Consider the following 14,100-nt stretch of genomic DNA (forward strand, 5'->3'; position numbering starts at 1 on the left):
TTCATGAGCGGAAAATGCCCTCAATAGATTGATGGCGGATTGCTTTTATTGCTCGGATTTTAACGATGGTCCGAAATACATGATCACATAACAGATTTTAATTGCCCATTAACCAAGACAGTCAGCGATGTGGCAGCTAAAACCAGTTTATCCGAAGGTCTGGAGCCGGTTCGCGTCGTGAAAACTTTGCTTTTGATTGGTCATGGCGATCACGCCCGCTTATGGGAACATGAACTGGCTGAACGCCTCCGCACACTGAACCTGCCTCTCGGCATTGCATTGGCCAAGGGAAACAGCCGGCGATCTTCAACACTGGATCTTATTCTCAGGCTCGAAGCCAAAAAGCAGGGCGTCTGTCTGGCTGATGCCGCGCCACCGTTGTCTCCGCGGGAAACAGGCGAGGCGGATCTGATCATCGACCTTACCGGAACGCAAAAACCGGCGAGTACCGCTCCAGTGCTGACGATCTCCATAGCAGGCGCGGCATCTCTGGATGAAGGGCTGGAAAGATTGCGAACAGTCGCAAACCACGCGCCTGACATCGTGGCAAAGCTGAATGGGCAACCGGTGGCCGTGGGGCGGCCGATGTTGAGCGACCGGGCCTGGTTGTCGCGCGATTGCAACGAGGTGCTTGCCGCATGCCAGAGCCTGATCGTGCTGTCGGTCAAGCGGTTCTTCGCCGGCAGGCTGCAACCAATCCAGGAACCAGCCGCTCCAAAACCGTCGCGACCATTTCTCGCAGGATATGGCCTACAATTGCTGCAGAGAGTAACGGGCCGGGCACTGCGCAAGCTGAAACCCGGATCGCGGCCATTCTACTGGCAGACCGGTTACCGCCTGATCGACGGCGCAGGTGTCGCCGAAAGCAGCAAGCTCGATGGCCCACACTTCACTCTGCTGCCGGATGATGGCCAGCGCTTTTACGCCGATCCTTTCCCGTTCGAACATCAAGGTCAATCCTATCTCTTCCTCGAAGAATTCCCTTATGCATTGGGGCGCGGCATCATTTCCGTGGCGCAATTGCAGGCCGATGGCACATTCGACAATCCCCGGCCGGTGCTGGAAGAACCGCATCACCTCTCCTATCCCAACGTCTTCGAAAAAGACGGCGCGATTTTCATGATCCCCGAAAGCGGCGCTTCGAACCAACTCGTCCTCTACCGCGCGGAAAAATTTCCAGATCAATGGGTGCGCGACACGGTTCTGCTGGAAGGACACTGCTTCAACGATGCAACGCTCCTTGAGCAAGACGGTCGCCTCTGGATTTTCGGGACTGAGCGTTTTGGCAAGGGCAGCGCTTCCGACACGCTGGCGGTCTACAGCGCCACCGATCTGCGCGGTCCATGGCGACCGCATGCGCTCAACCCGATCCTTGTCGATCGCGCAGGCGCACGCCCCGGCGGACATTTCGTTCAGATCAACGGCAAGACATTTCTGCCCGTTCAGGACGGTACGCTGAAATATGGCGGCGGGCTTGGTCTGCGCGAGGTAATGAAGCTCGACGACGAGGACGTCGTTCTCGGACCTATCCTGCCGATTGCTTCAGGCCCGGCATGGCATGGCTCGGGAATTCATACCCTCACACGCAGCGGTCGGCTGGAAATCATCGACAGCACGCCCTGACGCGGCGCGGCGATCTGCTCGGGTCTCGGACGGAAGGCAAGAATAAGGACCACCAGCAGAATGACGTCGCCGTTTTTGGTGGCGAGAGCATTGTTGGAGAGTTCGGCGATCAGGAAAATCGCCGTGGCAATCCGCGCCGGCATGGCTGAGCCGCGCAACAGCCGCAGGATCAGCCGCACGACCACCACCGTCAGCAGGATGGCTGCAGGAAGCCCGGCCTGCAACACAAGCAGCACCGGTGCGCTTTCGATATAGGGCAGGCGCAGTTTTTCCCGCACGGTTTCGAGCAGCATTTGCGGGCTCATACCCAGCAGAATGTCCTTCCAACTGACGAAGCCGAAAATCTGGTAGATATCGATACGGGCCATGAAGTTGCCGTCCGTCGCCGCGCCCTGGAAACGATCCAGAAAGCCGCCCGCCAGCAGGCCTGCAAACAGCACCGAACCGGCCACACCTGCCACCAGCAGCATGAAACGTTTCGCCTTGCGCTCATCATTACGTGAAAGCTTCGGCCAGCGAACAAAAAACAGAAGCAGCAGAATCTCGAGCGATGACAGGACAAGCGCCGTTCTGGCGCCCGAGGCGACGCAGCCGATAAAGATCAGCCCCACCGCCAGCAACCTTGTCCATATCGGCCAGCGCGTCAGCGTCACGAAACCGATCGCCAGCACGCAATAGGCACCCAGCGACAGCGGATGTCCGGTCAAACCGGTTGCGCGGAAATAGGGTTCGCTTTCAGTAAAAGGCATGAGACGCCGCTGCACCGTGGCCTCGCCGAGCGCGATCAGCGCGCTGGCCAGCAGTGTCAGTACAAGCAATGTGCCGATGAGCCTGCGGCTTTCCGGCGAAACCGTCATCAGCAGCAGTGCCGCCAGACACGCGGTCAGATAGGTATCGACAATCACGCCGGTGGCGCCGACCCGTGAGATCGCGATCACGTAGATCATCAAACCGCACAACAGGCCGATCTGCAGCAGCAAAAAACGAAAAAGCGGAATATCGTCGCCACGCAGCGATATCGTTCGCGCAAAAAGCGAAAGGACCAGAAGTGCCGCGATAAGATATGTTCCCAGATGGAACTTGGCAAAAAACGGCCCACCCTCGCTGGTATAGGGCACCACCATGTTCATGAGCGGCGATGTCATCAGCAGGCGAAACAGCAGCACGCCGGCGACAAGTAAAAGAAACAGGATGCCGACGGCGTTGCCTCGAAGGTCAATCGCCTGATCTTGCGAACCGTAGATCTGCCCCGAAACCTGTCTCATCCGTGTCTGCGCAGTTTGTTTTGCCAAGCCGAAAGTGACTGAAGATCACAAAGTCTATAAAAGATGCCAATATTTGGTTTCATCTGGAATGAAACCTTAACCCGCCGCTGTTTAGAAATACGCCATTCAGGAGAACAAGGCGTTAATCCTATGTCCGCCAGCATTGATCGCTCAGAGCTTTCGAGCGCCCGCTATCGCGAGGCAGCGGCACGATACGCCGACCGAAATTTTCCGCGCGAAGTCTCGCCGCCGTCAGAATCGCAGCCGGCACAGGTCGTGACGCTGGAAAAGGTCGCCGATTTTCTCGAACTGGATTTGCGGCGTCTGTTCGTCTGGCTGAAGGACGGGCTGAAGCTGATCATCTTTTTCATGATTGTCGGCGGCGTGGTCGCCGCAGCTTACGGCATGATGGCGACACGCCGATATACCGTCACAGTCGACGTGCTGATCGACCCCGCCAATCTGCAAGTGGTCACCAACGATCTCTATTCGCAACCCGGCCAGATCGACGGGCAATTGCTGACTGTCGTCAACCGCATGCGCATCATGACCTCCGGCAATGTGCTTGCGCGCGTTGTCGAAACGATGAAGCTCGCCGACGATCCGGAATTTTACGAACCGCCAAAACCCGGTCTGCTGTCCGGCCTGATGGGCGGAACCCCGGCCTCCACGCCGGATCCGCAACTCGCGGCGATCAAGACGCTGCAGAAAAAGGTGTCCGTCTCTGCCGATGACCGTTCCTTCGTGGCCCACCTTGCGGTTTCGTCGGAAGTGCCCGACAAGGCAATCGCCATCTCCAAAGCCATCGTTCAGGCCTTCCAGGAAGAACTCGCCCGCGCCGACGCGGATGGCGCACGGCGGGCGGCCGCTGCTCTCGATGAACGACTGGACCAGCTGAAGCGGGATGTTCAGGCCGCAGACGAGAAGGTTGAAGCCTATCGCCGCGCCAACAACCTGACCACCGGTGAGGATGGCCAGCTGGTCAGCTCGTTGTCGCTGACGCAGCTCAACACCCAGCTTGCAGCAGCGCGCACACGCGTCATCGATGCGCAGGTCAGCTACAACGCGCTGATGAAGGTCGGCACCGATGCCGTCGGTAACCAGCTGGCGGTACCAAGCGGCCTCGCACTCCTTCTCGACAGGGCAAGCGCCTTGCGGCAGCAGGTCGAGGCGCTTCGCATGGTCTATGGTGACCGTCACCCCTCCATCGTGCGCATGCAGGCCGAGCTGACGGCAATGGGGGATCAGGTTCGCAACGAACTGACGCGCGCCACGAATGCAGCAAAATCCGAACTGGACAAGGCCAATTCCGCCCTGAGCACCTTGCGCACCCAGATGACGGAGCTGGAAGGCTCTGCCTTCAACGACAACCAGTCACAGGTGGAACTGCGCGAACTGCAGCGTGATGCCACGTCAAAAGCTGCGATCTACGAGAGTTTCCTGTCGCGCACGCGCCAGATCACCGAACGCGAGCAGATCAACACGACCAATGTGCGGGTCATTTCCGAGGCATTGCCGCCATCCGGGCGTTCCTGGCCACCCAGCACCACGGTTCTTTTCGTTCTCGGCCTGATCGGCGGAATGATCGTCGGCACCGGCCTCGCCATTGCACGCGGCATTTTTATCGACCTGCGCCGGCCGCCTCGCAGCCTGCTCAACTACTGAAATGTCCGCGACCATTCTCAAGCGCATCGTCATCCACGTTCCCACACTGAGAGGCGGCGGAGCAGAACGCGTCTGCGTCCTCGTGGCAAACGAATTTTCGCGACGCGGTCACGACGTGATCCTGTTCGTGTGGGATGCAACAGGGCCGAATGCGGCGCTGGTATCGCCGCAGGTGAAAATCGTCGATCTTGGTTACCGCGCCCATGGCGAGAACTTTGGCAAGCTGACGACGTTGAAAGCATTTTTCAGGTCGATTGCCGCTTACCGCCGGATGAAACCGGATGCGGTGTTTTCCGCACTCGAATTTGCCAACCTGCTGACAGCGCTGGCTATAATCTTCGGCAGAACCAAAGCCGCATTCTTTCCGAGTTTTCATGCGGCGGGCTCCTTGAAGGCGGACAGCCTGGGCAGCCGTTTTGCTCCCCTTTTTTCGCGGATCGTCGGCCGCCGCTCGACACGCGCCATCGCCGTCTCCCGCGGCATCGCCGAGGATCTTGAGACGCGGGGCTTTGTGAGGGAGCGTATCTCGGTCATAGGCAATCCAATCCCGGCGCTTCAGATCGGACAGCCACCACATGGCGCATGGCACGGCAGGCTCTCCGCGATGGGCACAGGCCCCGTCCTCGTCACGCTCGGACGGCTTGTCGAGGTCAAGGATCATCGCACACTGATAGAGGCATTTTCAAAACTTGATCCCGCGCGAAACTGCCGCCTCGTCATCTTCGGCGAAGGCCCGCTTCGCGATATGCTTGTACAACAGGCTGAAGCCCTCGGGGTGGCCGACAGAATTCTGTTTGCCGGTTACATCAACGATCCAGCCGCCTGCTATGCGGTTGCCGATCTGTTCGTGCTTTCGTCGCGCAGCGAAGGTTTTGGCAATGTGCTGGTGGAGGCAATGGGGATGGGCGTGCCCGTCGTCTCGACCGATGCACCGCATGGACCTCGCGAAATTCTGGCCGATGGACGGTACGGTGCTCTCGTGCCGGTGGGGGATGCCGAGGCATTGGCGGCATCGATCGAGAAAACGCTCGATCACCCTCCTTCAGTTTCCATCCTCCATGAACGTGCCAGGGATTTCGGAGAGCGGGTCATAGGCGACAGCTACGAAGCGCTGCTGAACCTGCCACGATAGACCTTTTAAGAACGGGCATCTCGTTGTGCCACGTTTTCCCGAATGCCACTGGCATCGATGGCAAAAGTCACCTGGCAACGCGCGCCGGAGCGGGCGAGAACATGATCGAGCCTGCCGTGCAACTGGCGCTCCACCAGTCGCGAGATGAGGCCGGAGCCCTGATTGGGCAGGGCGCCCTCCACGACCGTGGGACCATCCGTTTCCGCCCAAAGCAAGGTGAGCTCCGAGCCGACTACCAGCCACACGATTTCTACCCGTCCGCCCGGCACCGACAACGCGCCGTGCTTGAGAGCATTGGTCGCCAGTTCATTGATCACCAGACCGAGCGCGGTTGCGCGCATCGGCTGAAGCTGCACGGAAGAGCCGGTCAGCGAAAACGGTTGCCGATCCGGCGTCGTATAGGGCTCGATTTCGATCTCGATCAGGCTGCGCAGATCGATACGGGCATTGTCTTCCACCTGCGCATCCAGCAGTTCGTGGACCCGCGAAAGAGCGGAAATCCGTCCGGTAAACTGCTCGCCGAGTTCGGCCGGCAGGGTCAACCGGGCAAGGCTCTGGGCACCCATATAGGCATTCTTCACACGATGGCGCAGTTCGTCGCGCACCAGTTCGGCTTCTGACACAGCATCCTTGAGCGCGGAAATCAGGCGGACGTTTTCAAGTGCCGTCGACGTGGCGCTGGCCAATGCTTCGAGCACCTCGATCTCGTCGTCGCTCGGCAGATAGGCAGACGACCAGTAAGCGCCGATCGCCCCCACCGGATCGTCACGACGAACCGGCGTCATCAGCACCGCACGCACGAACGTCTCTTCGTAAAGCTCGTAAGGAATGCGGTCATCCTCGGCGATATCAGGCACGACGACGGTCTGGCGGTTGATCATCGCCCAGCCGCTGATGCATGCCGACATCGGAAATTTCTGGCCCTTCCAGAGCGGGCCGATCGCATCCTCTTCGACGTAATGGCAAAGGTCGCCGTCGCGACGAATGATGGCAATGCCTTGGCAGCCAACCAGCGCGCGTGCCGTGGCCCTCACGATGTCGATGACCTCATCAGCCGACTTGGCGCCGGCCAGCCGGCCGACGGCCCGGGTCAACTGCCACAGGGGCGTCTGTCGCCAGTTCTGATTTTGCCCGTCCATCATCTGTCGGTCCCTTGCCCGCACAAGGTTGTAACACCTATACAAGAATCACATAGATTCGTGCATTAGCAAGACAAAACATTGCGATGTCGGCAAGTGTCTTCGGCGCGAATGGTAAGCAGAACCTTGCCGGTGGGCTTGACCTCGGCGAGCAGCCGCGTTTCTCTCTCGGCGATTGCATGGAAAGGATGAGCAGAAAAATGTCGACAGAAATAGGCACGGCGTTTCGCGGCCCGGTCATCGTGATGGGAGTGTCCGGCAGCGGCAAGAGTTCCGTCGGCATATTGCTCGCGAAAACCTTGGACCTTCATTATGTCGAAGGTGACGAGCTGCATCCAAAATCCAATGTCGAAAAGATGTCCAAGGGCACGCCGCTGACGGACGAGGATCGCTGGCCTTGGCTGGACCTGATCGGCGAACGGCTTGCGGCAGAGGCTGCGACCGGCGTCGTCATCACCTGCTCGGCGCTGAAGAAGGTTTATCGCGATCGGCTGCGGAAGGCGGCCGGCGAAAAACTCGCTTTCGTTTTCCTCGACGGTTCGAAGGAACTGCTGACCGAACGCATGGGCCATCGAAGTGGTCATTTCATGCCGACCAGCCTCCTCGAAAGCCAGTTGGCGACGCTTGAGCGACCGGACAAGGAAGTCGGCGTGGTGACCGTCGATATTGACGCCACGCCCGCAGCGATCGCCAAAGCGGCGGCGGAAGGTCTTGCCAGATTGAAGTGGGCGTGACGCTGGCAGTTCCGCCCCGTTCTGGCCTATAGTGCCGCATATTACGCGAGTCACTTCATGCCATTCCGCTTCGTCCACACTGCCGATATCCACCTCGACTCCCCGCTTCGCTCGCTGGCCCTGCGCAATGCAGACCTGGCGGAGCTGATCGGTGGTGCGACGCGCCAAGCCTTGGTCGCGATCGTCGATCTGTGCCTTGAGGAGCAGGTCGATGCGCTGGTCATTGCCGGCGACCTCTACGATGGCGATCAGACCTCGATGAAGACGGCGCGGTTTCTGGCCGGACAGATGGAGCGGCTGCATCACGCAGGCATAGCCACCTATACCATCCGTGGCAACCACGACGCGCTGTCCCGCATCACGCAGGAACTGGTCCTGCCACCGAGCGTCAAGATTTTTGGCGGACGGGTCGAAGCGATCGAGATGGAAGCGAACGGGCTTGCCGTCGCCATCCATGGCCTCAGCTTTGCCAAACCGCAGGCACCGGACCCGCTTCTGCCAAAATACAAGCCGCCGGTCGCAGGCGCGGTCAATATCGGCATCATGCACACCAGCCTGGCCGGCGCGCCCGGCCATGACGTCTACGCGCCTTGCAGCACTGCCGATCTGCATGCGGCCGGTTTCGATTATTGGGCGCTTGGCCATATCCATCAGCGCACCCATCATGCCGGCACAAGCACGGTGATGATGCCGGGCATGCCGCAGGGGCGAGACATCAACGAGGCCGGAGAAAAGACCGTTTCGCTGGTAACGATTTCCGACGACCGCACGGTCACCGTTGAGGAACGGCTGACCAGCATTGCGCAGTTTGAACGCATCTCCGTGGACGTGACCGATATCGCCGAATGGCGCAATGCCGCGGCCGCGATCGAGACGGCGCTTGCCGGACAGCGCGAGAAGACGGCCTCGCCTCATCTCGTCGCGCGCCTGCGCCTGCTCGGAGAAACGCCGCTCTCCTTCCGGCTGCGACGCGATATTGATCTGATGCTGGCCGAGGCCGAGCAGCGCGGAGAACGGCTGGGCGATACCTGGATCGAGAAACTGGAACTGGATGTGCGCCCACCCGGTGAGACCGGGCAGACGACGGCCGATCCGGTGATCGAGCTGAGCCAGTTGATGCGTGATGATGTGATTGCCCGCCCCGGTTTTCGAAACGATGTCAGCGACATGGTGCGCGACATGCTGGCCGACCTGCCGGCCGAAAGTCGACAGTTCGCGGGCGACGACGACGCTGGCTTCAACCGTTTCATCGATGACCTGATGGCGCGTGGAGCCGACGATATCACCGCGCGCCTGAGCGGCGCGGAGCGGGACGAAAACTGATGCGCCTCAATCGTCTGGACCTTACCCGTTACGGCAAGTTTACTGACCATGTCGTCGATTTCGGCAAGGCCCCTCGAGGTGAGCCGGACCTGCATATCATCTACGGTCTGAACGAGGCCGGCAAATCCACCACGCTTGCAGCCTATCTCGATCTGCTGTTCGGCATGCACCAGCAGACGCCCTATAGTTTTCTGCATCCCTACAGCTCCATGCGGATCGGGGCGCAACTCGAAATCGACGGCACGACCCATGAACTGGCGCGGCTGAAACAACGCAGCGGCAGCCTGATTGACGGGCGTGGTTCGCCGGTCAACGATGCCCTGCTCGTCGGTGCCCTTGGCGGTGTGACGCGCGATGCCTATCGCACCATGTTTTCGCTGGACGACAAATCGCTGGAGGAAGGCGGCAATGCCATCATCCAGAGCAAGGGCGAACTGGGAGAGCTTCTGTTTTCCGCCAGTTCAGGACTTGCGGGCCTCAGCAAGGCGCTGACGGCTGCCGGCGATGAAGCGGCCAGCGTTTACAAAAAACGCTCTTCCACCTCGAAAATGGCCGAACTGAAGCGTGCGCTGGAAACGTTGAAGACCGAGCGCAATGCCATCGATACGTTTGCGACCGCTTATGCAAGCCTCAACACGGCCCACGAGACAGCAAAAGCCGCCTATGGCAGTGCATCCGCCGAACTGACTGACGCCCGCACACGCCATACAGCGCTGAACCGCATCCTCACCGCCCTGCCCCTGTCGCTGGAACTGGCGCGGCTGGAGGCCGATCCGGCCAACCAGACCGAGTTGCCGCGCCCACCGGCCGAATGGTTCGCGCTGCTACCGCAACTTGTTCGCGACGAGACCCGGCTACAGGCACTGTTGCAGGAAAAAGACCGCGCCATCGACCAGCTTCAGCGTGAGATTGATGGTCTTGCGATCGACGAACAGGCTTTGCTGATCGCCGCCCATGCCGAAATGCTGGCGGATGGCATGGCCCGGTTCCGTTCCGCCGAAGGCGATCTGCCGCGACGCCGGCAATCGCTGGCAGAACTCGATGGCGCACTCGCCCGGTTGCTCGCGGATCTGGAACGCCCACCCCATGACGATGCCGAGGCGCTGCTGCTGCCGGCGTCCACCACAGCCGTCCTTCGTGAACTGATCGAAAAACGCTCCGGACTTGATGCCCAACTGACATCCGCGGAGCGTGAACTGAAACGAAGCCGGGATGCGCTGGAGCGGTTGCGGGATGACGATGCGTCGGGGAATGGCTCCGGCGAAGGTTTTGACGATATCACGCTGGACCGGCTGGAATCGGCGCTTGCAAAACTGACCGGCTCTGACCTGCCCTCGCGACTGTCGTTCGAAGAGCGCGGACGCACACAATTGCAGCGCAATATGGAAAACCGGGTCGGATTGCTCGTCCCGTGGTCTGGCGACATGAATTCACTTGCCGCGACCCGCGCCGCCGACGCCCGACAGATCGAGGCATGGCGCAGCCAGGCAACGGCCATTGACCGCCGCATGAACGAACACCGTGCCCGCCTGCGCGAGATGGAAACCGAGCAGGTGACGATGCAGGCGCGGCTGGCTGCTTTCAACGCCGGTGGCGCGATTGACGACGGCGAGGCGCAGACCGCGCGCAACGACCGTGACGCCGCATGGCAGATGCATCTGTCAGCACTGGACGCACAGACGGCAAAAGCCTTTGAGGAAGCAATGCGCCGTGACGATGGCGTTTCGGCCGGACGGCTTGCGCGCGCCCATGAACTGGCGGAACTGCGACAGTTGACGCGCAGGACAGCGGAAAACGACGCTGCGATCGGGCATCAGCGCGATCTGCTGGCGGACGTGGAGGTCGAGCACGCAGCACTTTGTGACAAGATTGGCGCGTTTCTGCCCGACACGTCCGAAACCGACAACGATGCGATGGACCGCATCGCCGCTTTGGAAAGCTGGACCACAAAACGGGCTGACGCCCTGTCCGCCTGGGTCCAGCTTCAACAGGCCGATGCGGATATCATCGATATCCGTGACGAACTCGATGGCATCTGCGCCGAATTGCAGGCAGCCCTGACCGAAGCCGGTGCCCGCGGCATGCATCAGGCCACCGCCAACGAGCTGGCGCGCGGCGCCACCGATTTTCTGTCTCGCATCAAGGCCGGAGCACATGCCCGGGCAGCGCATGAAAAATCCATGGCCGACCTCGCGCGCGACATCACCGAGCGCGAACGTGACCAGGAAGAGGCGCAGATCAGCGCCGATGCCTGGCAGGATGCGTGGCGGTCGGCCCTTTCGAAATCCTGGCTGGCGGACCATGCCGGCTCTGTCGCAACCATTCGTGAAATTCTAACGGTGCTTTCGAAACTGCCGGCAATCCTCAAGGACCGGCATGATCTGGCTCAGCGCGTGACCGCCATGGAGCGCGACCAGATACAGTTTCGTGACGATATCTCCGCTTTGCTGCGCACGCTGGATGACGATGGCAGTATCGATGATCCGCTGGTGATTGGCGGACAGTTGCTCGACCGGCTGAAGGCAGCAACCCGCGAAGAACAGGTGCGCACGGCACGGCACGAAAACCTTGAGAAGCTGAAGATCGATCGCGGTGAACTGGCCGCGGAACTGGTCGTGCATGAAGCGCAAAAGGCCAAACTTACGGCCTATTTCGGGACCGATACGCTGGCGGCCGTCGAAGCGTTTCTGGGACAGGTGAAAGAACGCGAAAAGGTTGACACTCGTATCGCCGAGCTGAAGGGACTGATAGCCCAGAGCCTGCAGACAGCGCGTTTCGAGGACGCAGCGCGGCAACTTGCAGACATAGACAAAAGCGGCGTCGAGCGCGAGGCGGAGGAACTCTCCACTCACATGACCAGTCTCACAGACAGGACTCGCGAGCTTTACGCGGAAATGACCCGCGCCAGGGACAAGCTGGACGCTGTCGGCGGTGATGATGCGGTGGCGCAGATCGAAGCCAGGAGGCGGACGATCCTGCTTGAAATAGAGGATCTCGCGACGCGTTACCTGACGTTGCGCACAGGCATTCTGGCGGCGGAACAGGCTCTGCACATCTATCGCGAAAAACACCGCAGCTCGATGATGGTCAGAGCGTCGGAAGCCTTCAGCCTGATCACCGGCGGCAATTATAGCGGCCTGACGACACAGATCGATGGCAGCAGCGAAATCCTGATCGGCGTCTCCCGTGACGGCGGCTCCAAGCTGGCCAAGGAGATGTCGACGGGCACGCAATTTCAGCTTTACCTGGCGCTGCGGCTGGCGGGCTATGAGGAATTCGCGGCAGTTCGCCCCGCTGTTCCCTTCATCGCCGATGACATCATGGAAAGTTTCGACGACCAGCGTTCGGAGGAGGTTTTCAGGCTGCTTGGCGACATGTCGAAGGTCGGCCAGGTGATCTACCTCACCCACCACCGGCACCTTTGCGACATCGCGAAATCTGTGGTGCCGCAAGTAAAAATCCATCATCTGCCATGACGGACTCAAGGCGCGGCCGGATTGCCGGCTTCGCATGGTCCTGATGACGTAAAACGCCATCACCAGGATAAATCGACGCGTCAAAACGGCACGCCGATCCGACTGCTTCGCAGCACCGCCGCATTCCCCAAAAACCCCTATGGGGCAGTGACTTACGGCGGCTCACCCGCAAAGCATATCGCATCCATAACCCATCCGTGATCACGTCAAATGGGATTTTTTTATGGACACATTTCGTATAGCGCCCTACATAGATCTCGTCTTCGACATATTTCCTGATCGACAGATCGGAAAATCTAACGGCATGCGCGGAATTACTTTCCGGGCCTTTGCGAATGTACATGACGTATATTCGAACGGTCAGAATTTCTGCTGAGAAATTCATATGCGGATGCGATAAAGAAACACATAAAACTTCCGGAAAGGCTAGCGCTGCTGACCTTTCCGGAGGATTTATCAGCAAGGAGTATGTCCGCGCTATCGAGCACGGGCCCAAGATTGTATGGCTTTTACAACTGAAAATGACGCGTCGGCCGAGCCGGCTTCGACCAAGATCAGTATCAACAACGTCTATAAGATTTTCGGAGAACGTCCCGAAAAAGCGCTGGAAATGGTCCGCGCCGGCAAGACGAAATCGGAAATCCACGCCCAGACCGGCTGTTCGGTGGGCGTCAACAATGCCACATTCGACATCAAGGCCGGCGAGATCTTCGTCATCATGGGCCTGTCGGGATCCGGCAAATCCACCCTTCTTCGCCTTTTGAACCGGCTGATCGAACCCACCTCTGGTTCCATCGAGATCGACGGCCGTGACATCACCAAGATGTCGCGCAAGGAACTGATCGACGTGCGCCGCCGTGATATCAGCATGGTGTTCCAGTCGTTCGCGCTTCTGCCCAACCGCACAGTGCTCAACAATGCCGCTTTCGGTCTCGAGGTCGCCGGCGTCAGCGAAGGCGAGCGCAAGGAGAAGGCCATGGCCGCGCTCAAGGCCGTCGGCCTTGACGGTTATGCCGACAGCAGGCCGGACCAGCTTTCCGGCGGCATGAAGCAGCGCGTCGGCCTGGCTCGCGCGCTTGCCAGCGAACCGACCATTCTCTTGATGGATGAGGCCTTTTCGGCACTTGACCCGCTGATCCGCACGGAGATGCAGGACGAACTGGTGCGCCTGCAGTCCGAACACAGCCGCACGATCGTTTTCGTCAGCCACGACCTGGACGAGGCCATGCGCATCGGCGACCGTATCTGCATCATGCAGAACGGCAATGTCGTGCAGGTCGGCACGCCGGACGAAATCGTCATGAGCCCGGCCAACGACTATGTCCGCTCGTTCTTCCGCAATGTCGATGTCTCCCAGGTCTTCAAGGCCGGCGACGTGGCGCGCAAGACGCAGATCACCATCATCGAGCGTCAGGGCACGACGGCAGCGGCAGCGCTTGAGCGGATGAAGAACTTTGACCGCGAATACGCCATCATTCTCGGCCGCGACAAGACCTATCACGGCGTCGTCAGCCAGTCGTCACTGGTGGAAAGAATGCGCGCCAAGGCGACCGATCCCTATCGTGAGGCATTCCTTGCCGAAATCGAGCCGATCGCTGCAGAAGAGCCTTTGTCGAACGTGCTTGGCAAGGTGGCGGCCAGTCCATGGCCAGTGCCCGTCGTCGACGACAACAAGCGTTATCTCGGCTCCATCAGCAAATCGATGCTGCTCGAAACGCTCGACCGCGCATCCTGATCACGCCA

At 59.9% G+C, this 14,100-nt stretch carries 9 protein-coding genes; 7 read left to right on the forward strand and 2 right to left on the reverse strand.

What is annotated here, in order from left to right; translation table 11 throughout:
• Positions 1-177 precede the first annotated feature (177 nt).
• Positions 178-1,623, forward strand: a complete 1,446-nt coding sequence (locus tag ACRQ1B_RS12140; RefSeq protein ID WP_432293931.1) for a glucosamine inositolphosphorylceramide transferase family protein — start codon at positions 178-180, stop codon at positions 1,621-1,623.
• On the opposite strand, the gene ACRQ1B_RS12145 is transcribed toward ACRQ1B_RS12140, so the two are convergent.
• Positions 1,572-2,888: a VpsF family polysaccharide biosynthesis protein gene (locus ACRQ1B_RS12145; RefSeq protein WP_432293932.1), complete on the reverse strand. Its 1,317-nt coding sequence runs from the start codon at positions 2,886-2,888 to the stop codon at positions 1,572-1,574. The two genes, ACRQ1B_RS12140 and ACRQ1B_RS12145, sit on opposite strands and share 52 nt — an antisense overlap.
• A gap of 150 nt (positions 2,889-3,038) precedes the next feature.
• On the opposite strand from ACRQ1B_RS12145, the gene ACRQ1B_RS12150 reads away from it, so the two are divergent.
• Positions 3,039-4,553, forward strand: coding sequence for a GumC family protein (locus ACRQ1B_RS12150; protein WP_432293933.1), 1,515 nt, complete (start codon positions 3,039-3,041; stop codon positions 4,551-4,553).
• 1 nt (position 4,554) lies between these two features.
• Positions 4,555-5,685 (forward strand): glycosyltransferase, encoded by a 1,131-nt coding sequence (locus ACRQ1B_RS12155; RefSeq protein ID WP_432293934.1) that lies wholly within the window; start codon positions 4,555-4,557, stop codon positions 5,683-5,685.
• A 5-nt stretch (positions 5,686-5,690) separates the two neighbouring features.
• Here the strand turns inward: ACRQ1B_RS12155 and ACRQ1B_RS12160 are convergent, their stop codons facing one another.
• Positions 5,691-6,827, reverse strand: coding sequence for a sensor histidine kinase (locus ACRQ1B_RS12160; RefSeq protein ID WP_432293935.1), 1,137 nt, complete (start codon positions 6,825-6,827; stop codon positions 5,691-5,693).
• Positions 6,828-7,024: 197 nt separating this feature from the next.
• Here ACRQ1B_RS12160 and ACRQ1B_RS12165 point away from each other — a divergent pair, with 197 nt between their 5' ends.
• From ACRQ1B_RS12165 to proV, 4 genes are all read left to right on the forward strand, one after another.
• On the forward strand, positions 7,025-7,558 hold the full coding sequence (locus tag ACRQ1B_RS12165) for a gluconokinase (RefSeq protein WP_432293936.1): 534 nt from the start codon (positions 7,025-7,027) through the stop codon (positions 7,556-7,558).
• A 57-nt stretch (positions 7,559-7,615) separates the two neighbouring features.
• The gene (locus tag ACRQ1B_RS12170) at positions 7,616-8,881 is read left to right on the forward strand and encodes a metallophosphoesterase family protein (protein WP_432293937.1); all 1,266 of its coding nucleotides are present in this window, start codon (positions 7,616-7,618) and stop codon (positions 8,879-8,881) included.
• On the forward strand, positions 8,881-12,357 hold the full coding sequence (locus ACRQ1B_RS12175; protein ID WP_432293938.1) for an ATP-binding protein: 3,477 nt from the start codon (positions 8,881-8,883) through the stop codon (positions 12,355-12,357). Before ACRQ1B_RS12170 ends, ACRQ1B_RS12175 begins: the two co-directional genes overlap by 1 nt.
• 502 nt (positions 12,358-12,859) lie before the next feature.
• A complete protein-coding gene (gene proV / locus ACRQ1B_RS12180) occupies positions 12,860-14,092 on the forward strand; it encodes a glycine betaine/L-proline ABC transporter ATP-binding protein ProV (RefSeq protein ID WP_432293939.1) in 1,233 nt (410 codons plus the stop codon).
• Positions 14,093-14,100: the final 8 nt, after the last annotated feature.

Origin of the sequence: Endobacterium panacihumi (assembly GCF_050847465.1) — a bacterium.
GTDB lineage: Bacteria > Pseudomonadota > Alphaproteobacteria > Rhizobiales > Rhizobiaceae > Neorhizobium > Neorhizobium panacihumi.